Origin of the sequence: Bradyrhizobium sp. AZCC 2176 (genome assembly GCF_036924645.1) — a bacterium.
Classification (GTDB): domain Bacteria; phylum Pseudomonadota; class Alphaproteobacteria; order Rhizobiales; family Xanthobacteraceae; genus Bradyrhizobium.
In genome coordinates this window covers 160,729-181,671 of record NZ_JAZHRX010000001.1, presented here as the reverse complement: position 1 = coordinate 181,671, position 20,943 = coordinate 160,729, and the positions used below count along the sequence as shown (strand labels likewise).

20 protein-coding genes and 1 pseudogene are annotated in these 20,943 nt (G+C 63.3%); 15 read left to right on the top strand and 6 right to left on the bottom strand.

Annotated features, from left to right (window positions below):
- The first annotated feature begins 193 nt into the window (after positions 1–193).
- From V1288_RS00790 to V1288_RS00735, 12 genes and pseudogenes are all read left to right on the top strand, one after another.
- Complete coding sequence (locus tag V1288_RS00790) at positions 194–1,480, top strand: DUF445 domain-containing protein (protein WP_334355266.1); 1,287 nt, start codon at positions 194–196, stop codon at positions 1,478–1,480.
- Between the two features lie 189 nt (positions 1,481–1,669).
- Positions 1,670–2,440, top strand: a complete 771-nt coding sequence (locus V1288_RS00785) for an esterase/lipase family protein (RefSeq protein WP_334355265.1) — start codon at positions 1,670–1,672, stop codon at positions 2,438–2,440.
- Positions 2,441–2,628: 188 nt separating this feature from the next.
- Positions 2,629–3,498 carry a phenylacetic acid degradation operon negative regulatory protein PaaX gene (paaX, locus tag V1288_RS00780; RefSeq protein ID WP_334355264.1) on the top strand — a complete coding sequence of 290 codons (870 nt, stop codon included), beginning with the start codon at positions 2,629–2,631 and terminating at the stop codon, positions 3,496–3,498.
- A gap of 75 nt (positions 3,499–3,573) precedes the next feature.
- Complete coding sequence (gene paaA / locus V1288_RS00775) at positions 3,574–4,566, top strand: 1,2-phenylacetyl-CoA epoxidase subunit PaaA (protein WP_334355263.1); 993 nt, start codon at positions 3,574–3,576, stop codon at positions 4,564–4,566.
- Positions 4,567–4,576: 10 nt separating this feature from the next.
- A complete protein-coding gene (gene paaB, locus V1288_RS00770; protein ID WP_213252119.1) occupies positions 4,577–4,864 on the top strand; it encodes a 1,2-phenylacetyl-CoA epoxidase subunit PaaB in 288 nt (95 codons plus the stop codon).
- A 220-nt stretch (positions 4,865–5,084) separates the two neighbouring features.
- Positions 5,085–5,861 (top strand): 1,2-phenylacetyl-CoA epoxidase subunit PaaC, encoded by a 777-nt coding sequence (gene paaC, locus V1288_RS00765; RefSeq protein ID WP_334355262.1) that lies wholly within the window; start codon positions 5,085–5,087, stop codon positions 5,859–5,861.
- On the top strand, positions 5,855–6,355 hold the full coding sequence (gene paaD / locus V1288_RS00760) for a 1,2-phenylacetyl-CoA epoxidase subunit PaaD (RefSeq protein ID WP_334355261.1): 501 nt from the start codon (positions 5,855–5,857) through the stop codon (positions 6,353–6,355). The genes paaC and paaD overlap by 7 nt, the downstream gene beginning before the upstream one ends.
- A 114-nt stretch (positions 6,356–6,469) precedes the next feature.
- Positions 6,470–7,549, top strand: coding sequence for a 1,2-phenylacetyl-CoA epoxidase subunit PaaE (gene paaE / locus V1288_RS00755; RefSeq protein WP_334355260.1), 1,080 nt, complete (start codon positions 6,470–6,472; stop codon positions 7,547–7,549).
- Between the two features lie 223 nt (positions 7,550–7,772).
- Complete coding sequence (paaI, locus tag V1288_RS00750; protein ID WP_334355259.1) at positions 7,773–8,231, top strand: hydroxyphenylacetyl-CoA thioesterase PaaI; 459 nt, start codon at positions 7,773–7,775, stop codon at positions 8,229–8,231.
- Positions 8,232–8,250: 19 nt separating this feature from the next.
- Positions 8,251–9,582: a phenylacetate--CoA ligase PaaK gene (gene paaK / locus V1288_RS00745; RefSeq protein WP_334355258.1), complete on the top strand. Its 1,332-nt coding sequence runs from the start codon at positions 8,251–8,253 to the stop codon at positions 9,580–9,582.
- 33 nt (positions 9,583–9,615) lie between these two features.
- The gene (locus V1288_RS00740) at positions 9,616–10,632 is read left to right on the top strand and encodes a quinone oxidoreductase family protein (protein ID WP_334355257.1); all 1,017 of its coding nucleotides are present in this window, start codon (positions 9,616–9,618) and stop codon (positions 10,630–10,632) included.
- 253 nt (positions 10,633–10,885) lie between these two features.
- Positions 10,886–11,919, top strand: a pseudogene (locus V1288_RS00735) (YeeE/YedE family protein).
- On the opposite strand, the gene V1288_RS00730 reads toward V1288_RS00735, so the two are convergent.
- From V1288_RS00730 to V1288_RS00715, 4 genes are all read right to left on the bottom strand, one after another.
- Positions 11,916–13,139, bottom strand: a complete 1,224-nt coding sequence (locus V1288_RS00730) for a bifunctional alpha/beta hydrolase/OsmC family protein (protein WP_334355256.1) — start codon at positions 13,137–13,139, stop codon at positions 11,916–11,918. The pseudogene V1288_RS00735 and the gene V1288_RS00730 overlap by 4 nt on opposite strands.
- 29 nt (positions 13,140–13,168) lie before the next feature.
- Positions 13,169–13,834, bottom strand: a complete 666-nt coding sequence (locus tag V1288_RS00725) for a sulfite oxidase-like oxidoreductase (protein ID WP_334361156.1) — start codon at positions 13,832–13,834, stop codon at positions 13,169–13,171.
- Between the two features lie 11 nt (positions 13,835–13,845).
- Entirely contained in the window at positions 13,846–15,168 is a 1,323-nt protein-coding gene (locus tag V1288_RS00720; protein WP_334355255.1) for an MFS transporter, read from the bottom strand.
- A gap of 165 nt (positions 15,169–15,333) precedes the next feature.
- The gene (locus V1288_RS00715) at positions 15,334–16,755 is read right to left on the bottom strand and encodes an amidase (protein ID WP_334355254.1); all 1,422 of its coding nucleotides are present in this window, start codon (positions 16,753–16,755) and stop codon (positions 15,334–15,336) included.
- A 105-nt stretch (positions 16,756–16,860) separates the two neighbouring features.
- Here V1288_RS00715 and V1288_RS00710 point away from each other — a divergent pair, with 105 nt between their 5' ends.
- On the top strand, positions 16,861–17,211 hold the full coding sequence (locus V1288_RS00710) for a hypothetical protein (RefSeq protein WP_334355253.1): 351 nt from the start codon (positions 16,861–16,863) through the stop codon (positions 17,209–17,211).
- On the top strand, positions 17,147–17,713 hold the full coding sequence (locus V1288_RS00705) for an alpha/beta hydrolase (RefSeq protein ID WP_334355252.1): 567 nt from the start codon (positions 17,147–17,149) through the stop codon (positions 17,711–17,713). Before V1288_RS00710 ends, V1288_RS00705 begins: the two co-directional genes overlap by 65 nt.
- Before the next feature lie 127 nt (positions 17,714–17,840).
- Here the strand turns inward: V1288_RS00705 and V1288_RS00700 are convergent, their stop codons facing one another.
- Entirely contained in the window at positions 17,841–18,617 is a 777-nt protein-coding gene (locus V1288_RS00700) for an SDR family oxidoreductase (protein WP_334355251.1), read from the bottom strand.
- A 175-nt stretch (positions 18,618–18,792) separates the two neighbouring features.
- On the opposite strand from V1288_RS00700, the gene V1288_RS00695 reads away from it, so the two are divergent.
- Positions 18,793–19,872, top strand: coding sequence for a tartrate dehydrogenase (locus V1288_RS00695; RefSeq protein WP_334355250.1), 1,080 nt, complete (start codon positions 18,793–18,795; stop codon positions 19,870–19,872).
- A gap of 153 nt (positions 19,873–20,025) precedes the next feature.
- Here the strand turns inward: V1288_RS00695 and V1288_RS00690 are convergent, their stop codons facing one another.
- On the bottom strand, positions 20,026–20,937 hold the full coding sequence (locus tag V1288_RS00690; protein ID WP_334355249.1) for an NAD(P)-dependent oxidoreductase: 912 nt from the start codon (positions 20,935–20,937) through the stop codon (positions 20,026–20,028).
- Positions 20,938–20,943: the final 6 nt, after the last annotated feature.

Below are 20,943 nucleotides of genomic sequence, written 5' to 3'. Positions count from 1 at the left end.
CTGCATTTTCGAAGGCCCGCTTAGCGGGCCTTCTTTTTGTCGGGTCTCCTCATACATCAGTCTGGACCTTCATGGTGAGGAGGCGCCCTTGCGCCGTCTCGAACCATGAGGCCACGATGGGGCCTGCATCCTTCGAGACGCGGCGAAGACGCCGCTCCTCAGGATGAGGGTCGTCGTCCATCCGAAAGCCGTCATGACCCTTCCCGCCACCTTCGTCATCGACGCTCCCGTCGACGCCGCACGCGCCGCCGAACTGCGGCGCGTGAAGCTATTGGCGACGCTGGTGCTGGCGGCGACGTTTGTAATTTTCCTTGGCGCGAGGGCACTGCTGCCCCTGCATCCCGTCTTCGGCTTCATCGCGGCGTTTGCGGAGGCCGCCACCATCGGCGGTCTCGCCGATTGGTACGCCGTGGTCGCCTTGTTCAAAAGGCCGCTGGGACTGCCGATCCCGCACACCGCGATCATCCAGAGCAACCAGCACCGCATCGCCGACAAGCTTGGCGAATTCATCGAGCTGCATTTCCTCGAATCTGCTCCGGTCGAAGCAAAACTGGGGCAGATCGATTTCGGCTCGTTCATTGCCGACTGGCTGCGCGACCGCAAGCGCAGCGAGGATCTCGCGCGCTTTGCGCTGCGGCTGTTGCCCGAGGCGGTGGCGGCGACCGAGAACTCGGGGCTGATGACCTTCGTCAGCCGCCGCATCACCGCGCAACTGATGGCGATCGATCTCGCGCCGCTCGCCGCCGGAACGTTGCGCGCGTTCGTGAAGGAAGGACGCCATCAAGGTCTGCTCGATGATCTCCTGCGCGGCGTGCATCAGACGATGACGCAGGCCGAAACCATGGCGATGATCCGCGAAAAGATCCGCGCGGAATTGCCGACGTTGTTGAAACTCTATCGCGCCGACAAGTTTCTGGTGAACAAGATCGTTGCCTCCGCCACCGCCTTCTTCGAGGAAGTCCGCAACGATCCTGCACATCCGTTCCGCGGCGAGTTCGATCGCATGGTGCTGACCTTTGTCGACCGGCTCGGCACAGATCCGGCCTACGCCGAACGCATCCAGAGCCTGAAGCGCGATCTCCTGGCGCGGCCTGAACTGTCCGATCTCGCGCGCCACATATGGGCGAACGCGCGCGCATTCTTCGAGCGCAGCGCCTCCGGCGAGACCCAGGTGCTGGAGCAATATCTGGTGCGCATGTTCGTGACGGCAGGCGAGGCGCTGGCCGGCGACACTGAGCTGCGCACCGAAATCAATCAGGGGCTCGTGGCGGTGCTGCGAACGGTCGTCGCCGAACAGAAGAGCGGCGTCTCGACCTTCATCTCGGATCAAGTGAAGTCGTGGGACATGGGACAACTGATTGCGCTGATCGAGATCAATATCGGCCGCGACCTGCAATACATCCGCTTCAACGGTTCGCTGATCGGCGGGCTTGCAGGGCTGGCGCTCTACACCCTCGAATACCTGCTGCGGCTGCTGTGACTAATTAATCACGTCAACGTCTTTAACTATCCCAGGTGTGACCTCGACCGCTTGCAAGAGCAAAACCGGTTCCTTAGCTTTTTGTGGAACTATATTGCACTGCGAACGATTCTGCTGCGCTTGCGTCTACTCAACTGAACCAGTGGCATGGCTGCCGAGACGTAAGGGGCCAGCCCGAGAGGAGACATGATGTCCGTTGCTACACAGACGCTTTCGCCGCCGTCCAGAACCCTGATGTTTCTGGAGGGGCGTGCGATTTCCGAACTGGGAGCGTTTCTCGGCGCGTTGCCGCTGCTGAGCCTCGCCCCGCGTGGTGACGGCCATCCGGTATTAGTGCTGCCCGGGCTTGTTGCGTCCGATACCTCGACGCGTCCACTGCGCAGCTTTCTGAAGAGCCGCGGCTACGCCGCCAGCGGCTGGCGCCAGGGCCGCAATCTCGGACTGCGCCACGGCGTCCAGAACGCGATGGTCGATCTCGTCCACGAGTTGAACGACACGCATGGCCGCAAGGTCTCGCTGGTCGGCTGGAGCCTCGGCGGTCTCTACGCCCGCCAGCTCGCCAAGATGATGCCGGAGCGCGTGCGCTCGGTGATCACGCTCGGCAGCCCGTTTGCCGCGGGACCGAAGGCGACCAACGCCTGGCGCGTTTACGAGATGGCGAGCGGCCGCCGCGCCGACGAGGAGGACGCCCGTTTCGGCGGAGCGCTGTCCGGCACGCCGCCGGTGCCGACCACCGCGATCTTCAGCCGCACCGACGGCATCTGCGCCTGGCAGGGCTGCATGGAAAAGACGTCAGCGACCTCTGAGAGCATCGAGGTCGAAAGCAGCCATTGCGGCATGGGCCATCACCCCGCCGCGGTCTACGCGGTCGCCGATCGCCTGGCGCAGCCGGAGGGCGAATGGGCGCCGTTCGATCGAAGCGGCTGGCGCAGCCTGGTGTATCCGAACCCGCATCGGTAGAGCCGGCAGAAGTCCCGATTGGGTGTATCGGGGCCGCATGGTTCGAGACGCGCGGCGTTGCCGCGCTCCTCACCATGAGGGTCTAAGACCTCATCCTGAGGAGCGGCCGCTTGGCCGCGTCTCGAAGGATGAAGCCCGACTCTTGCCGACATTGTCGCGATCACGAAAAACGCGCTATGCCTTGACGCATGCCGCCGCCGCTTGCCCGCATCGTCCAGCAGTTGAAGCGCGAACCGTCGCGCACCGGCTCGATCGTCATCACCGTGTTCGGCGATGCCATCGTGCCGCGCGGCGGCTCGGTCTGGCTGGGCACGCTGCTTGAATTCTTCGAGCAACTCGACATCGACGCCAGCGTGGTGCGCACCGCGATGTCGCGGCTGACCGCCGATGGCTGGTTCGAGCGCAATAAAATCGGCCGCAACAGCTTCTATCGTCTGCTGCAGAGCGGGCGGCAAACTTTTGATATCGCAACGAAACACATCTATGGGCCGCCCGCGTCCGACTGGACCGGGCGGTTCGAACTGCTGCTGATCGGCAATGGCGGGGACCGCGACGCCGCGCGCGAGGGGCTGAAGAATGCGGGCTTCGGCAGCCCGCTGCCGGGCGTGTGGGTCGCGCCGTCGGGCGTGCCCATCCCTAACGAAGCCTCAGGGGCCATACGCCTCGAAGTCTCGGCCGAGGACGACAGCGGGCGACGCCTGCTCAGCGAAAGCTGGCCGCTGCACCGGACCGCCGACGCCTATCAAAAATTCATGAAGACCTTCGAACCGCTGCACGGCTGGATCACCAAGGGCGAGCGGCTGGTGGACGCCGACGCCTTCACAGCGCGCGTGCTGCTGATCCACCATTACCGCCGCGTCGTGCTCCGCGATCCCTTGTTGCCGACCTCACTGTTACCGGCAGACTGGCCGGGCAGGCCGGCCCGAACGCTCTGTGGCGAAATCTATCGCGCGCTACTTCCCGCGTCCGAACAATGGCTTGACCGCCATGCGACGAACGAAAACGGGCCGCTGCCGAAGCCCGGCGCGGAACTGTTTCGGCGGTTCGACGGCGCGTGAATATGTTACAGAAATATATTGCATATCTTAAATTTTGTTATATGTTGTCTCCCAACAAATATCGGGAGGTCCGCCATGTACACGCAGGCGCTCAATTCGTCCGACGGCGAAGACCGCAACATTGAGGACGCCGCGCGGGCTGCGCAGTTTCAGGCGCGCATCGACGCTAACGAACGCATCGAGCCGAACGACTGGATGCCGGCGGCCTACCGCAAGACGCTGACGCGGCAGATTTCCCAGCACGCGCATTCCGAAATCGTCGGCATGCTGCCCGAGGGCAACTGGATCACGCGTGCGCCGTCGCTGCGCCGCAAGGCGGCGCTGCTCGCCAAAGTGCAGGACGAATGCGGCCACGGGCTCTATCTCTACGCCGCCGCCGAAACGCTTGGCTCTTCGCGCGAAGAGCTGGTCGACCTGATGCTGGCCGGGAAGGCGAAGTACTCCTCGATCTTCAACTACCCGACACTGACATGGGCCGACATCGGCACCATCGGCTGGCTGGTCGATGGCGCCGCGATCATGAACCAGATCCCGCTGTGCCGCTGTTCCTACGGGCCTTACGCGCGGGCGATGATCCGCGTCTGCAAGGAGGAATCCTTTCATCAGCGCCAGGGTTTTGAGATCATGCTGACGCTGTGCCGCGGCACGGAAGAGCAGAAGGCGATGGCGCAGGAGGCGCTGAACCGCTGGTGGTGGCCGGTGCTGATGATGTTCGGTCCGCCCGATCAGGCCAGCCAGCACAGCGACACCTCGACCAGATGGAAGATCAAGCGTTTTTCCAATGACGAGCTGCGCCAGAAATTCGTCGACGCCACCGTGCCGCAGGCACATTTCCTGGGACTTTCGATTCCCGATCCCGGCATGAAGCAGAATGAAGCGGGCAACTGGGAGTACAGCGCCATCGACTGGGAAGAGTTCAAGCAGGTGCTGGCAGGCAATGGCCCCTGCAACCGCGATCGCCTCGCCGCGCGCCGCAAGGCGCATGACGAAGGCGCCTGGGTGCGTGAGGCAGCGATGGCCTATGCCGAGAAGCGCCGGCAGCGCACCGCCCTGCAGGCCGCAGAGTAGGGAGACCGCAATGGCAACGCCGAACATTCCGCTCTGGGAGGTTTTCATTCGCAGCCGCAACGGCTTGGCGCACAAGCATGTCGGCTCGCTGCACGCGGCCGACGCGACGCTGGCGCTGCAGGCCGCACGCGACATCTACACCCGCCGCGGCGAGGGCCTCTCGATCTGGGTGGTGCCGTCGAGCGCGATCACCGCGTCCGATCCGTCCGAGAAGGGCATGATGTTCGAGCCGGCGGAATCCAAGATTTACCGGCATCCGACGTTTTACGATGTGCCGGATGAAGTAGGGCATATGTAGCCGTCATGGTGAGGAGGCGCGTGAGCGGCGTCTCCGGACGATGCTTCGCATCGCCGGGAGAACCACGAGGCCCGTGGCCAGGAATTCAGACCTCATCCTGAGGAGCTTGCGAAGCAAGCGTCTCGAAGGATGGCGGCAAAGGGACCGTGGCCCATCCTTCGAGACGCGCGTTCCGCGCTCCTCAGGATGAGGTCGGAATGTGAATAGGCAGGAATCAGGCATGACCGCAGCCAACATCACCGTCTCCGAAACGCCGCTGGTGCTCTACACCCTGCGCCGCGCCGACGATGCGCTGATCCTCGGGCACCGGCTGTCGGAATGGTGCGGCCATGCGCCGATGCTGGAAGAGGACATGGCGCTCGCCAATATGGGCCTCGATCTGCTCGGCCAGGCGCGCGAGCTCTATGCCTATGCGGCCAAGGTCGAGGGCAGGGATAACGACGAGGACAAGTTCGCCTATCTGCGGGATGTCAGACAGTACCGCAATCTGCTGCTGCTGGAACAGCCGAACGGCGATTTCGCCCGCACCATGGTGCGGCAATTCTTTTGTGCGACCTTCGCTGATCTCTACTGGCGCGCCATGATGCGCTCTACTGATGCGACGCTGGCGGCAATCGCGGCGAAGTCGGAAAAGGAAAGTGCCTATCATGTCAGGCATTGCTCGGAATGGATCGTCCGCCTCGGCGACGGCACCGAGGAGAGCCACGCCCGTGCGCAAGCCGCGATCGACGAACTCTGGGCCTTCACCGGCGAAATGTTCGCCGTCGATGACAGCGAGCGCGGGCTGATCGATACCGGCATCGCGATCGATCCGGCGCCGCTGCAATCGCAATGGCTGAAGACGGTATCCGGCGTGGTCGACGAAGCGACGCTCGCGTTGCCGAAGAACGACTGGATGCAACAGGGCGGCCGCAGCGGCCGGCATAGCGAGCATCTCGGCCATCTCCTCAGCGAGCTGCAATCGATGCAACGCACCTTTCCGGGGGCGACATGGTAAGCGCCGTCAACGATACCGATCTGCGCCGTCGCGCCTGGGAGGCGGCAGCGCAAGTGGTCGATCCCGAGATACCAGTGCTCACCATCGCCGATCTCGGCGTGCTGCGCGACGTCCAGATCCACGACGGCCGGGTCGAGGTCGCGATCACGCCGACATACTCGGGCTGCCCGGCCATGAACATGATCGCAGTCGAGATCGAGCTGGCGCTGGAGCGCGCGGGCATCGGCCGGCCGACCGTCCGCACCGTGCTGTCGCCGGCCTGGACCACGGACTGGATGAGCGAGGACGGCCGCAACAAGCTCCAGGCCTACGGCATCGCTCCGCCGCAGGCCTCAACTTCCCGCCGCGCGCTGTTCGGGGAGCAGCAGGTGGCGTGCCCGCAATGCGGTTCTGAAAAAACCGAACTGCTGTCCGAATTCGGCTCGACCTCCTGCAAGGCGATGTGGCGCTGCAAGACCTGCCGCGAACCGTTTGATTATTTCAAGTGTCATTGAGGCCGTCGTTATGTCCGTCATTGCGAGCGAAGCGAAGCAATCCATGTCACCGCGAAAAGAAACAATGGATTGCTTCGTCGCTTTGCTCCTCGCAATGACTGTGGGAGGTCGCTAGTGTCCCACGCCCCGCGCTTTCACCGTCTCGCCGTCAACGATCTGCGCCGCGAAGCTGCGGATGCGGTGTCGATGACGTTTACGATCCCGAAGGAACTGGAAGGCGACTACGGCTTCACCCCCGGGCAATACCTCACGCTGCGCACCACCATGGACGGCGAGGAAGTGCGCCGCTCCTATTCGATCTGTTCGGGGCCCGATGACGGCGAACTGCGCATCGCCGTGAAAAAGGTCGATGGCGGCGCGTTCTCGAACTGGGCCGCGGACGAATTGAAGGCCGGCGACGAGCTCGACGTCATGACGCCGACCGGCCGTTTTGGTGTCGCCCATGCGCCTGATGAGGCGCGGGTCTATGTCGGCTTTGCCGCGGGAAGCGGCATCACGCCGATCCTGTCGATCGTCAAGGGCGTGCTCGCGCGCGAACCGAACAGCCGGTTCTTCCTGTTCTACGGCAACCGCTCGACATCGGGCATGCTGTTCCTCGAAGAGCTGGAGGAATTAAAGGACCGCTTCATGCAGCGGCTGTCGCTGTTCCACGTCATTTCGGGCGAAGAGCAGGACATTCCGATCCTGCACGGCCGGCTCGACGGCGAGAAGGTGCGGGTGCTGCTGCGCTCGCTGGTGCCGGCGGCAAGCGTCGATCATGTCCTCATCTGCGGCCCGATGGGCATGAGTGAGGACATCGAGGCGACCTGTCGCGAGATCGGCATCGCCGAGGATCGCATTCACGTCGAGCGCTTCGTTTCCGAGTTCGGCGGCAAGCCGCGTCCGAAGAAAATTATCGAAGCATCTGCGCCGCCCAAGGCGATGGCGTCGCTGATCATCGACGGCAAGCGGCGCGATGTGCCGGTCGCCGAGGAGGAATCGATCCTCGACGCCGCGTTGCGCGCCGGCATGGATCTGCCGTTCGCCTGCAAGGGCGGCATGTGCTCGACCTGCCGCGCCAAGCTGGTCGAGGGCGACGCCAAGATGGAAGTCAACTATTCGCTGGAGCCATGGGAGCTGAAGGCGGGATTCATCCTGACCTGCCAGGCGCGGCCGTGTTCGGACAAGGTGGTGGTGGACTACGATCACGTGTGAGTGAAGTCGTCATTCCGGGATGGTCCGAAGGACCAGACCCGGAATCTCGAGATTCCGGGTCTGGTGCTCGCGCACCATCCCGGAATGACGGGGCAAAGAACCTGGGATCTCGACAACCCAGGTGCTTGGTCTCAAGGTGAACAGACTAACGAGGCCTGACAACAGGCCCGTACGCAAAGGGAGAGAACGTCGTGGAACCGTCTCGCAGAGCGGGCAACCCGCCATGAACGTCGCGCTTTCGCCCGACGAGATCGCCCGCGCCTGCGCGGATGCGATGTGGAAGGAAGATGACGCCAGCAAGGGCCTCGGCATGAAGATTGTCGAGGTCAAGCCCGGGCAGGCGACGCTGACGATGACGGTAGCGCCGCACATGGTCAACGGCCAGCGCATCGTCCATGGCGGCTTTATCTTCCTGCTGGCGGATTCCACCTTCGCCTTTGCCTGCAATTCCCGCAACGAGCGCGCCGTCGCCGCGCAATGCGACATCACCTTTATCCGGCCGGGCAAGCTCGGCGACGTTCTGATCGCCACCGCCCGGGAAATCTCGCGCAACGGCCGGTCTGGCATCTATGACGTTCGCGTCACATCAGGCGATGTCGTGATCGCGGAATTCCGTGGCCACTCCCGCACCATAGCGGGAACGTGGCTGCCGGTTGCGGACAACGAGGCCACACAAGAATAGAAAGCAAGGGGAACGCGCCATGGCCATGGCAAGATTGAAATCCAGCGGAAGCGGTTACAGCGCTGAATTGGACGAGGCCGAGCGCGCCTCGCGCGACGAGATCATGGCGTTGCAGACCAGGCGCCTCGCCTGGTCGCTCAAGCACGCCTATGACAACGTCGCGCATTACAAGAACGCGTTTGATGCGGCCGGCGTGCATCCATCCGATTTCAAACAGCTCGCCGATCTCGCCAGGTTCCCGTTCACGGTGAAGACTGATCTCCGCGACAACTATCCCTTCAACATGTTCGCGGTGCCGCGCGAAAAGCTGGTTCGCGTCCACGCATCCTCGGGCACGACCGGCAAGCCGATCGTGGTCGGCTACACGCAAGCAGATATCGACATCTGGTCGGACGTGATGGCGCGCTCGATCCGCGCCGCCGGCGGCCGCAGCGGCATGATCATTCACAATGCCTATGGCTATGGCCTGTTCACCGGCGGGCTTGGCGTGCATTACGGCGCCGAGAAGCTCGGTTGCACGGTGGTGCCGGTTTCCGGCGGCATGACCGAGCGCCAGGTGCAACTGATCAACGACTTCAAGCCTGATATCATCACGGTCACGCCAAGCTACATGCTCGCCATTCTCGACGAGTTCAAAAGGCAGGGCCTCGATCCGCGCCAATCGTCGCTGAAGTTCGGCATCTTCGGCGCCGAGCCCTGGACCAATGCGATGCGCGTCGAGATCGAGCAGGCGTTCGACATGGATGCGACTGATATTTACGGCCTGTCGGAAGTGATCGGCCCCGGCGTGGCGCAGGAATGCGTGGAGACCAAGGACGGCCTGCACATCTGGGAGGATCATTTCTATCCCGAGGTGATCGATCCGGAGACCGGCGTGGTGCTGCCCGACGGCGAAAAGGGCGAACTGGTCTTCACCTCGCTGACCAAGCAAGCTTTTCCAATCATCCGCTACCGCACCCGCGACCTGACGCGGCTGCTGCCGGGAACCGCCCGGCCGGGCATGCGGCGTATGGAGAAGGTGACGGGGCGTTCCGATGACATGATCATCCTGCGCGGCGTCAACGTATTTCCGACCCAGATCGAGGAAGCGCTGCTTGCGACCGACTGGTGCGGCGGCCATTTCATCATCGAACTGACGCGGGAGGGGCGGATGGACGAAATGACCGTGCTCGCCGAAGTCCGCCCGGAACGCTGGGACGGCAGCGGGCTGCCCACGCACGCCGAAAAGGTCGCGGTCTTCATCAAGAACACCATCGGCATCACCGCGCGCATCAAGGCGGTCGCCCCCGATACGCTGGAACGTTCACTCGGCAAGGCGAAACGTGTTTACGACAAGCGGCCGAAAGGGTAACTCCTGATTGAATGAGACAGCAGGAAGGCCGTGATGTTGGTTGCCAAAGTTAGCCCCGTTGCCATCCAGGCCCGTTGCGTGCGCCTGTCGGCAATGGCCGCCGATGCCGCTTCGCTCATGCCGGTCGTCGAGACGCACGCGATGTCGCGCGGCGAAACCGACCTGCTGATCGAGATCAAGGCCGCCGCCGTCAATCCATCTGACGTGAAGGCTGCGACCGGGCTGATGCCTTATGCGGTGTTTCCGCGGACGCCGGGCCGCGACTATGCGGGCGTCGTGGTCGATGGTCCGACGGGCTGGATCGGGCGCGAAGTGTTCGGCTCGTCAGGCGATCTCGGCATCCGCCGCGATGGCACCCACGCCACGCATCTGGTGGTCGAAGCCGACGCCGTGGTGGAGAAGCCGAGCGGCATTTCCTGGGAGGAGGCCGCCGGCATCGGTGTGCCGTTCGTCACCGCGATGGAAGGCCTGCGCCGCGCCGGCATCCCGAAAGCCGGTGAGACTGTGCTCGTGATGGGCGTCAACGGCAAGGTCGGGCAGGCCGCCGTACAGATCGCGAGCTGGCACGGTGCCCGGGTAATCGGCGTGGTGCGCAAGCGCGAGGCTTACGAAGGCCACGCCAATTCAAACGTGGAAGTCATCGACGCGTCAGCAACCGACGTCGCGCCGCGCATGCGCGAATTCACCGGCGGCAAGGGCGCCGACATCGTGTTCAATACGGTCGGCGATCCCTATTTCGAGGCCGCGCACAAATCGCTGGCGTTGCGCGGGCGGCAAATCCTGATCGCCGCGGTCGACCGCATCGTGCCGTTCAACATCCTGGAGTTCTATCGCGGCCAGCACACTTACGTGGGCATCGATACGCTCGGCCTGTCCTCGGTTGCGACCGGCGCGGTCTTAAGGGAACTCGGCCCGGGCTTCGCCAGCGGGCATCTCAAGCCGTTTCCGATCAAGTCGAACGCGATCTATCCGCTGGAGCAGGCCAAGGCTGCTTTCATCGCGGTGGCCGGTTCGTCGCGCGATCGCGTGATCCTGCGGCCTTGGGCGTAGGCTGGCCGCACGCCGTCTCCCTATTTTTGCGCGGAAAACAAATCTCCCTTATTCCCCTCGCCGGCAGCGCTTTTATTCCTTCGCTGCCCTGACGGAACGAGAGATTCATTCTCTGCATCGCCGGCCGTGGACGGGCCCATGCTTCCAACGTATTAGCAGCACGGAAATTGCTTCCTATTTGAGCGGTGGCGGCCTGGGCGGCCGTGCAAGGGAACAGGGAAGAACCGTGCTGGACAGTGGCAATATTATCGTGATGGGCGGATTGCTGATCGGTCTTGTTTATGGATCGGTCGGATTGCTCAGCGGGTTTTGCCTGCTCAGCAGTCTTCGTGGTTTCTGGGCGGAAGGCGATGGCCGGCTGGTCCGCACCTATGCGCTGGCGATCGGCGTGGCTGTTGCCGGTACACAATTGCTGGCGGCGGCAGGTCTCGCCGATATCGGCAAATCGATCTACCTGCAGCCTGCTTTCTCCGCGCCGGTGATGTTCTTCGGTGGCCTCTTGTTCGGCTACGGCATGGTGCTGTCGAACGGCTGCGGGTCGCGCGCGCTGGTGCTGCTCGGGCGCGGCAATCTCCGTTCTTTCGTCGTGGTCGTCGTCCTCGCAATCTTTGCCCAGATGACGCTGAAAGGCCTGATCGCGCCGACGCGTATCGCGATGGTCGGCGCTTCGCAGACCACGGCAACCGCAAACTCGGTGCCGGCGCTGCTCGCCGCCGCAGGCTTGAGCCCAACGGCCGCGCGCATGCTGGCGGCCTCGATCATCTCTGCGGCGCTGATCATCTTCGCCTTTGCCCATCCGGCGTTCCGGCGCTCGCCGGGCCAGATCGCCGCAGGCTTGGTGATCGGCCTGCTCGTCGTGGCCGGCTGGTTTGCCACCGGCTATCTCGGCGCCGACGATTTCAACCCGACGCCGGTGACCTCGCTTACCTTCATCGCACCGATCGCGGATGCGCTGCAATACGTCATGCTGTCGACGGGATCGACGCTGAATTTCGGCATCGTCACCGTGTTCGGCGTGTTCGCCGGCAGCCTCGCGCGACCGCGTTGCTGACCGGCCGCTTTCAGCTCGAAGGCTATCAGTCGCCGCGCCACATGCTTCGCTCCGGCGGCGGGGCTGCGCTGATGGGTATCGGCGGCGTGATGGCGTTCGGCTGCTCGATCGGGCAGGGCCTGACCGGATTTTCCACCCTCGCACTGGCGTCGCTGATTGCGTTCGCCGGCATTCTGGTCGGCACCGCCGCCGGCCTGCGCGGCGTGCTGCGCGTCCGCCCGCTGGCGGCCGCCTAATCCGCGGCCTTCGTCACAATCCGCACCTCCGACGTCAACGTACGATGCACCGGACACTTGTCGGCAATCTCCATCAGGCGCTGGCGCTGATCGGCATCGAGCGCGCCTTCGATCGAGATGACACGATCGATCTGGTCCAGCATGCCTTCGCGGGTTTCGCATTCGGCGCAGTCCGCCGCGTGAATTTTGCTGTGCTTGAGCGTTACGGTGACGCGATCGAGCGGCAGCGACTTGCGGTCGGCATACATCCGCATCGTCATCGAGGTACAGGCGCCGAGGCCCGCCAGCAGGAAATCGTACGGCCCGGCCCCGCTGTCCTGGCCGCCGACGGCAACCGGCTCATCTGCCAGCATCCGATGCGGTCCCGTTGCGACGGTTTGCTGGAACTTGCCGCTGCGGGTTTCCCTAACCACGACCTTGCGCGGGACTTCGCCGAGCTCAACGGGCGGCTCGATGACGGCAGACTCGATGTAGCGCCCGGCCCAGGCGGCGATGACGTTGGCGACATAGCTCGCGTCGCGCTTGTCGCTCAACAGATGATCCGAGCCCGCCAGTGACACAAAGCTCTTGGGATGCCTGGCCGCGACGAAGATATTCGTGGCATTGTCGATCCCGACCGTGTCGTCGGTGGGCGCATGCATGATCAGTAGCGCCTTGCGCAGCTTTGCGACGTGCGACATCAGGCTGTGTTCGGCGATGTCGTCGAGGAATTCGCGCTTGATGTGAAACGGCCGGCCGGCGAGTTGAACCTCGACCTCGCCATGCTTGCGGATGTCCTCGATGCGATCCCTGAACAGATGGGTGACGTGAACGGGATCGGACGGTGCCGCGATTGTCACGACTGCCTTCGCCTCCGGGATCTGCCCGGCGGCGGCAAGGATCGCCGCGCCGCCAAGGCTGTGCCCGATCAGGAGCGTGGGGGCTTCGCGGGTGTCACGTAGATGTGCCGCAGCGCGGACGAGATCGGCCACGTTGGAGGAGAAGGTCGAATTTGCAAATTCGCCCTCGCTGGAGCCGAGGCCGGTGAAATCGAAACGCAGTACGGCGATGCCCTTTGCGGCCAGCGCAGTCGCGATGCGTTTTGCCGCCAGTACGTCCTTGCCGCAGGTAAAGCAATGCGCAAACAGCGCGCAGGCCTGCACCGGTCCATCCGGTGTGTCCAGCGCGGCGGCAAGCTGATGGCCGCCTTCGCCGGTGAATTGGAAGCGTTCGGTCGGCACGGACGTTCTCCCCGGTCAATGTTGCGGCTCTAGTCTCCGGAATATCGCTGTTCCTGCCACGGGTCGCCGCGGTTGTGATAGCCGCGCACCTCCCAATAGCCGGGCTTGTCCTCAGCGAGGAATTCGATGCTCTGCAGCCATTTCGCGCTTTTCCAGAAATAGAGATGGGGCACGACGAGCCGTACCGGGCCGCCGTGCTCCAGCTCGAGCGGCGCACCCGACCAGCTATGGACAAGGATTGCATCCTCGGCCGCAAAATCTTCCAGCGTCAGGTTGGTGCTGTAGCCGTCATGCGAATGCAGCACCACGAACCGCGCCTCCTCGCGCGGCCGACAGGCAACGAGGAGGTCGCGGGTTGCAAGCCCTTCCCACTGATTGTCGTAGCGCGACCAGGTGGTGACGCAGTGAATGTCCGAGATGAACTTGCTCTGCGGCTGCGCAAAAAACTGTGCAAAATCCCAGAAGATCGGATTCTCAACCGCGCCGTATACATCGAGCCGCCAGTGCTCGCGCGAGATGTTCGGCGTCAATCCCAGATCGAGCGTCGGCCAATCCCTGGTCAGGTGCTGGCCCGGCGGCAGCCGCGCTTCCTCAGGCCGCGAAATCTTGCCGGTAAGGAATTTTCCCTCGCGCGCCCAGCGCGCCTTGCTGCGCGTCAGCTTGCTCTCCGGCGGCGGCTCGTTCTCGTCGGCCATATCGGGACCAGTCACTCGTGGCGATGCATTGCGGATGTATGTTTGGTGTCGCGCATCGTCGCATAGATGATCAGCGAGATAAAGATCATGCCGCTGAGATAATAATAGAACCAGTCCTCATGCCCCAGCGTCTTGAAATAGAGCGCGATCGCGGGCGCGGTGCCGCCGAACAGCGATACCGTGATGGCATAGGGCAGGCCGACGCCGAGCGCGCGTACGTTGGTCGGGAATAATTCCGCCTTCACGACCGCATTGATCGAGGTGTAGCCGGCCACGAAGAGCCAGGCGGCGCAGATCAGCAGGAAGGCTGTGAACGGTGATTTGGCGCCTTTCAGCGTGGTCAGGATCGGGACCGTCGCCAGCGTGCCCATGACGCCGAAGAAAATCAGCAACGGCTTGCGGCCGATACGGTCGGAAAGGCCGCCATAGATCGGCTGCAGCAGGGTCGCGAAGATCAGCGAGCCGAAGATCACGAAGGTGGTCTGGTCTTCGGTGAGGCCTACAGACAGTTTGACGAAGGTCTGCATGTAGGTGGTGAAAGTATAGAACGCTGCGGTGCCGCCGGCGGTGAGGCCGACCACCAGCAGCAACTCGCGCGGGTACTTCAGAAGCCCGCGGATCGAGCCGGTAGGTTTTGTCACCTTCCTGGCTTCCTCGAACGCCTCGGTCTCATGCAGGTTGCGCCGCATGACGGCGGCGAAGATCGCGAGCAGGGCGCCGATCACGAAGGGGATTCGCCAGCCCCAGTCCTTCAGTGCTTCCGGCGTGAGAAATACCTTCTGCAGCAGGAGCAACACCATGATTGCGGTAAGCTGACCGCCGATCAGGGTGACATACTGAAAGCTTGAATAGAATCCGCGGTGCCTGGGGTCGGCGACTTCGGTCAGGTAGGTCGCGCTGGCGCCATATTCGCCGCCGAGGCTCAAGCCTTCGATGATGCGCGCCAGCGCCAGGATGGCGGGCGCCGCGATGCCGATCGTGGCATAGGTCGGCGTCACCGCGATGATCAGCGAGCCGAAGCACATGCAGACGACCGACAGCGTCAGTGACAGCCGCCTGCCGTAGCGGTCGGCGATGAAGCCGAACAGCCAGCCGCCGAGCGGGCGCATCAGGAACGTCGCCGCGAACAGCACCGCGGCGTTGAGCTGCTGCACCACGGGGTCGCTGTTCGGAAAGAATGCCGGTGCGAAATACAGCGCGAACGCGGTGTAGGCGTAGAAATCGTACCATTCGACGAGATTGCCGATCGAGCCGATGAAGATCGCCTTGACCCGCCGCTCCACGTCCTGGATGTCGAAACGATCGTCGGCGGGCTTGATGGCTTGATCGGTCATGATCCGTCTCCAAGGGGGCGATGTACGATCCCTTTGTCCGGATCAGTTCGCCGTGCGCAACAGCAGGTAACGACGGCGGCCGCGCTGGGTTCCCCGATCATGAACCGGAGAACGCTGTACCAGATGGAGACGTTGTTCTGACGATCGTGACTATTTAGGTGCCATCTATTTCGGAGGTCTTGGATCGATCGGCGTCGTGCCGCGCACGCCCAGAATATCCTCCAGCACCTTGGCTCCCGCGAGCAACTGCGCCTCGCCGCGCGGCGGTGCCACCACTTGCAGCCCGACCGGCAGGCCCGAGGCGGTAAAGCCGCACGGCAGCGACAGCGCGGGACAACACACCAGCGTGATCGCGTACACGATGCCGAGCCATTCGACGTAGTTGTCGAATTTCTTGCCGGCGCATTCGGCGACGTAGCGGTTCTCGACCGGGAACGGCGGCACGATGGTGGCGGGTGCCAGCAACAGATCGTATTTGTCGAAAAATTCCAGTGTCCGCGCGGTCATGGCGACGCGCTGCGCCTCGGCGCGTTCGAGTTGCTCGACCGTCAGCTTCAGGCCTTCCTCGATGTTCCAGATCACCTCGGGCTTGAGCAGGTCGCGTTTGGTGCGCAGGAGCGCCGCCTTGGAGAGTGCAAAGTCGAACGCGCGCAGCACATGGAAACATTCATGGGCCTCGCGCAGGTCGGGATGGGCTTCCTCGACGATGGCGCCCGCTTCCGCAAAACGCTGCGCGGCCTTACGGGTGACGGCGGCGACTTCAGGATCGACCGGCGTGATGCCGAGATCCGGCGAATAGGCGACGCGCTTCGGCTTGCTGCCCGAACGGGCGGCGGAAAGAAACGACGTCGGCAGCATAGGCAGCGACAGCGGATCGGCGGGATGCTCGCCGCTCATGGCATCGAGCAACAGGGCCAAGTCCTCCACGTTGCGCGCCATCGGGCCCTGGACACCGAGATTGCGATCGATCGCCGCAGCTACCGTGTGCGCGACGCGGCCGATACTCGGCCTCAATCCGACGATGCCGCAGAAACTCGCGGGGTTGCGTAAGCTACCGCCCATGTCGGAGCCGTGCGCCAGCCATGCCGTGCCGGTGGCGAGCGCCACCGCCGCGCCACCCGAGGAGCCGGCGGCGGAGCGGGACGTGTCCCATGGATTGCGCGTTGGGCCAAAAACTTCGTTGAAGGTGTTGGCGCCGGCGCCGAATTCCGGCGTGTTCGACTTGGCGTAGATCACCCCGCCATTGTTCTCGAGGTGCTCGACCAGAATGTCCGATTTCGCGGGGATATTATCCTTGTAGATCGGCGAGCCCTGCGTGGTGAGGACGCCGGCGACATTGGTCAGGTCCTTGATCGGGATCGGAAGGCCGGCGAGCAGCCCGCGCTCGCTAGCCGGCTTCTTCATCAGCGCGGCGGCGTGCTTGCGGGCGCGATCGAAGCACAGCGTCGGCAGCGCGTTGACTTTACCGTCGACCTCGGCGATGCGGTTCTCCAGTACGTCGAGCAGGTCGAGCGGGGTGACTTCGCCCGACTTTAGTTTGCCGACGACGGCACACGCCGTCTCACGCACCAGCCCCTGATCAGCCACTTCGCTATCTCCGTTCGTTTCCGTTTCTTAGTCGCAGATGGTGCTGTAGAACATTTTCCAGCAAAGTGGAAACGCCACGAGATTGTGGCCGGCCGGAGATATTGCATGACGACATTGTTTTCTGCGCTGGACTGGCGTGCGATGAGCCAGGAGGCGCGCGACCTCGGCCTCAACAATGGCATCGCCGTACCCGGCAGCGCCGAGATGGTCGCGGGCTGGGAGCGGCGGTCCGGCGAGATGCGCAAGCGCTATCCCGACCATCTCGATCTGCGATATGGCCCGGGCGAGCGCAACCGGATCGATTTCCTGAAGGCCGCCGACAACGCGCCGACGCTGCTGTTCATTCACGGCGGCTACTGGCAGGCGCGGGCCAAGGAAGTCTTCACTATCGTTGCCGAGGGACCGATGGCGCATTGGCATCAATGTCGCGCTGATCGGCTACACGCTGGCGCCTGAGGCTGCGCTGGACGAAATCGTCGCCGAAATCCACGCTGGCATTGATTTCCTCAGCGGACAATTGCCTGCGCTGGGTGCTGCGGCCGGGGGCATCGTGGTGTCCGGCTGGTCGGCCGGCGGGCATCTGACCTCGATGGCGCTGTCGCATCCGAAGGTGAGAGGGGGGATGGCCATATCAGGCATCTACGATCTCGCGCCGATCCGCCACAGCTACCTCAACGAAAAGCTGAGAGCCGATGAGGCAACCTCTCGCCGCAACTCGCCGATGATGCAGGAAGGCGGTCCGCCAAAACCACTGTCGCTGGTGGTCGGCAGCGCCGAGCTGCCGCTATTGCGCAAGCAGACTGCCGATTTCGCCGGCCACCGCGCCAGATACGGATTGCCGGTGACGTACGAGGAAATTCCCGATGCGAACCATTTCACCATCATATACGAGATGATGTCGCCGAAGGGGAGGATCACGACGCTGATCCGGCAGTTGTTTGACCGGACGACCGGTTGACGTCAGACCCTCATGGTGAGGAGGCGCGATAGCGCCGTCTCGAACCACGAGGCCCGTGGCCCATCCTTCGAGACACCGCGCAAATGCGCGGCTCCTCAGGATGAGGTCGGTGTGCGTGGCGAGGCGCTCAACCCCACCCCGCCGTATATCCACCGTCAACCGTATAGATCACCCCCGACGTGTAGCCCGACCGGTCCGACGCCAGAAACGCCATGAGGTCGCCGATCTCGCGCGCGTGGGCGGGGCGGCCGAGCGGCATGTTCTTCTGGAATTCCTTGTAGCGGTTTTCGTCGCCAAACTGGTTCTTCGCCCGCGTCTTGAGCAGCGTGACGTGGCGATCGGTGCCGACGGGACCGGGATTGATGCCGACCACGCGAATATTATCGGCAAGGCTTTTGCCTCCGAGCGCGCGGGTGAACGCCATCAGCGCCGCGTTGCCGGCGCTGCCGCAGATGTAATTGGCGTCGAACTTTTCGCCGGCAGCCCCGATGTCGTTGACGATGACGCCGTGCCCACGCGCCTTCATCTGCGCATAGATCGCACGGGTGAGGTTGATGTAACCGAACACTTTCAGCTCCCACGCGTGACGCCAGGTCGGCTCGTCGATCTTGTCGATCGAGCCGCCCGGAATGTCGCCGGCGTTGTTGACGAGGATGTCGATGTCGGCGGCATCCTTGGCGAGCCTTGTGATGTCCTCGGACTTGCGCAAGTCGACGACATGGGCGGTCGCGCTGATCTGATGCGCTGAGCGCAGCCGCTCGGCGAGTACTTTCAACTCCTCGCCGCTGCGGGCGGCCAGCATGATGTCGCAGCCTTCTTCGGCAAAGACTTCGGCCGCGGCCGCGCCAATGCCCTTGGAAGCGCCGGTGATCAGGACGCGCTTGCCGCGCAGATGCAGATCCATGGAAATACTCGCTTGGGTGAGGGAGGCAGGAAGAGGGGCCCGCAAATTGTTAGGCTTGTGGCGCCATGGCGGTCAACATTGCAGTGCAGTGTTGCGCAGGCGGCAGGTTTGGTCCATTGCAAGGCAATCAAATAACCGGCATTAGCCGCCTGACAGACAGCCAAGGAAACTCTCGATGAGCAGCGCCAAAAAGCAATATCGGATCGCGGTCATTCCCGGTGACGGCATCGGCAAGGAAGTGGTCCCGGAAGGCTTGCGCGTGCTCGAGGCGGCCGCGAAAAAGCACGGCGTGGCCGTGCATTTCGACCATTTCGACTTTGCGTCCTGGGACTATTACGAAAAGCACGGCGAGATGATGCCGGAGGACTGGAAGGCGAAGATTGGCAAGCACGACGCGATCTATTTCGGCGCCGTCGGCTGGCCGGCGAAAATCCCCGATCACATTTCTCTGTGGGGCTCGCTGATCAAATTCCGGCGCGAGTTCGATCAATACGTCAATCTGCGCCCGGTGCGGCTGATGCCCGGCGTGCCGTCGCCGCTCGCGGGCCGCAAGCCCGGCGATATCGATTTCTGGGTGGTGCGCGAGAATACCGAAGGTGAGTATTCCTCCGTCGGCGGGCGTATGTTCCCGGATACCGACCGTGAATTCGTGACGCAGCAAACCGTGATGACGCGCACCGGCGTCGACCGCATCCTGAAATTCGCGTTCGACCTCGCGCAGTCGCGGCCGAAGAAGCACCTGACCTCGGCCACCAAGTCCAACGGCATCTCGATCACGATGCCATATTGGGACGAGCGCGTGGAGGCGATGGCGAAGAAATATCCAGGTGTGAAGTGGGACAAGTACCACATCGACATTCTCACCGCGAATTTCGTGCTGCATCCGGACTGGTTCGACGTCGTGGTCGGCTCCAATCTGTTCGGCGACATCCTCTCTGATCTCGGCCCCGCCTGCACCGGCACCATCGGCATTGCGCCGTCGGGCAATATCAATCCGGAAGGCAATTTCCCGTCGGTGTTCGAGCCGGTGCACGGTTCCGCGCCCGATATCGCAGGCCAGGGCATCGCCAACCCGATCGGCATGATCTGGTCCGGCGCGATGATGCTGGAGCATCTCGGCGAGAAGCAGGCGGCTCAATCGATCGTCGGCGCCATCGAGCGCACGCTGGGTGAACGCACGCTGCGGACAAGGGATCTCGGTGGCAATGCCGACACTGTGGCATGCGGCAAGGCGGTCGCAGAGATGGTGGATTGAGTTATTCCTTCTCCCCTTGTGGGAGAAGGTGGATCGCTGGCGCGCAGCGACAGCGAGCCGGATGAGGGGTTTGTCTCCGCGGATAGAGACCCCTCATCCGCCTACGCTTCGCTCCGGCACCTTCTCCCACAAGGGGAGAAGGAAGAAGCGGCATCACTTCTTCACGATCCGTCGACAATGTTCCCACGCCGCGCGCATCAAATTCTCGCTTGCCTCCGGCGTGCGAAAGGCGGAATGCGCCGACAGCGTCACGTTCTCCAGTTTCGTCAAGGGATGATCCGCCGGCAGCGGTTCGATGTTGAAGACGTCGAGACCGGCATGGCGGATCTGGCCTGATTTCAGGGCGTCGATCATGGCTTCCTCGTCGACGATCGCGCCACGTGCGGTGTTGACGAGGATGACGCCGGACTTCATCGCCTCGATGCAGGCGCGCGAGACCAGGCCGCGCGTCTCGTCGTTCAACAGCAGATGGATCGAAATGACGTCGCTCTCGGTCAGCAATTCGTCGAGGTCGACGAATTCGACCTTCGGATATTTCTTCGGCGACCGGTTCCAGGCAATCACCCGCATGCCCGAACCGATCGCGATCCGGGCGACCTCGGCTGCGATGCCGCCGAAGCCGATCAGTCCGAGCGTCTTGCCGGTCAGTTGCATGCCGTCGTCGCGCAGCCAGTTGCCGGCGCGGATCCCGCGATCCATCTTGGCGAGGCCGCGCGCGCCTTCCCACATCAGCGCGACAGCGCATTCTGCGACCGCCGTGTCGCCATAGCCTTTGATCAGATGTACGGAAATGCCGAGCTCGGCAAGCTCTTCCGGGTTCATGTAGCTGCGGGCGCCGGTGCCGAGAAACACGACGTGCTTCAGTCCGGTGCATTTCCTTGCGACGTCGGTCGGCAGCGCGGTGTGATCGACGATCGCGATTTCGGCGCCATCGAGTATCGCGGGATACTGATCCGAGGTGATGTCGGGGTTACGGTGGATCAGCACCTTGGGATCGCCTGGTTTCTCCAGCCGCTCGAAGATCACGGCCAGCGATTCGTTGGCGTCGACGAAAACTCCACGCATGGCATT

Excerpts from the sequence above, each read along its gene's own strand:
- V1288_RS00790 (WP_334355266.1), top strand. The coding sequence starts at position 194 with ATGACCCTTCCCGCCACCTTCGTCATCGACGCTCCCGTCGACGCCGCA.
- V1288_RS00785 (WP_334355265.1), top strand. The coding sequence starts at position 1,670 with ATGTCCGTTGCTACACAGACGCTTTCGCCGCCGTCCAGAACCCTGATG.
- paaX (WP_334355264.1), top strand. The coding sequence starts at position 2,629 with ATGCCGCCGCCGCTTGCCCGCATCGTCCAGCAGTTGAAGCGCGAACCG.
- paaA (WP_334355263.1), top strand. The coding sequence starts at position 3,574 with ATGTACACGCAGGCGCTCAATTCGTCCGACGGCGAAGACCGCAACATT.
- paaB (WP_213252119.1), top strand. The coding sequence starts at position 4,577 with ATGGCAACGCCGAACATTCCGCTCTGGGAGGTTTTCATTCGCAGCCGC.
- paaC (WP_334355262.1), top strand. The coding sequence starts at position 5,085 with ATGACCGCAGCCAACATCACCGTCTCCGAAACGCCGCTGGTGCTCTAC.
- paaD (WP_334355261.1), top strand. The coding sequence starts at position 5,855 with ATGGTAAGCGCCGTCAACGATACCGATCTGCGCCGTCGCGCCTGGGAG.
- paaI (WP_334355259.1), top strand. The coding sequence starts at position 7,773 with ATGAACGTCGCGCTTTCGCCCGACGAGATCGCCCGCGCCTGCGCGGAT.
- paaK (WP_334355258.1), top strand. The coding sequence starts at position 8,251 with ATGGCCATGGCAAGATTGAAATCCAGCGGAAGCGGTTACAGCGCTGAA.
- V1288_RS00740 (WP_334355257.1), top strand. The coding sequence starts at position 9,616 with ATGTTGGTTGCCAAAGTTAGCCCCGTTGCCATCCAGGCCCGTTGCGTG.
- V1288_RS00725 (WP_334361156.1), bottom strand. The coding sequence starts at position 13,834 with ATGGCCGACGAGAACGAGCCGCCGCCGGAGAGCAAGCTGACGCGCAGC.
- V1288_RS00720 (WP_334355255.1), bottom strand. The coding sequence starts at position 15,168 with ATGACCGATCAAGCCATCAAGCCCGCCGACGATCGTTTCGACATCCAG.
- V1288_RS00710 (WP_334355253.1), top strand. The coding sequence starts at position 16,861 with ATGACGACATTGTTTTCTGCGCTGGACTGGCGTGCGATGAGCCAGGAG.
- V1288_RS00700 (WP_334355251.1), bottom strand. The coding sequence starts at position 18,617 with ATGGATCTGCATCTGCGCGGCAAGCGCGTCCTGATCACCGGCGCTTCC.
- V1288_RS00695 (WP_334355250.1), top strand. The coding sequence starts at position 18,793 with ATGAGCAGCGCCAAAAAGCAATATCGGATCGCGGTCATTCCCGGTGAC.
- V1288_RS00690 (WP_334355249.1), bottom strand. The coding sequence starts at position 20,937 with ATGCGTGGAGTTTTCGTCGACGCCAACGAATCGCTGGCCGTGATCTTC.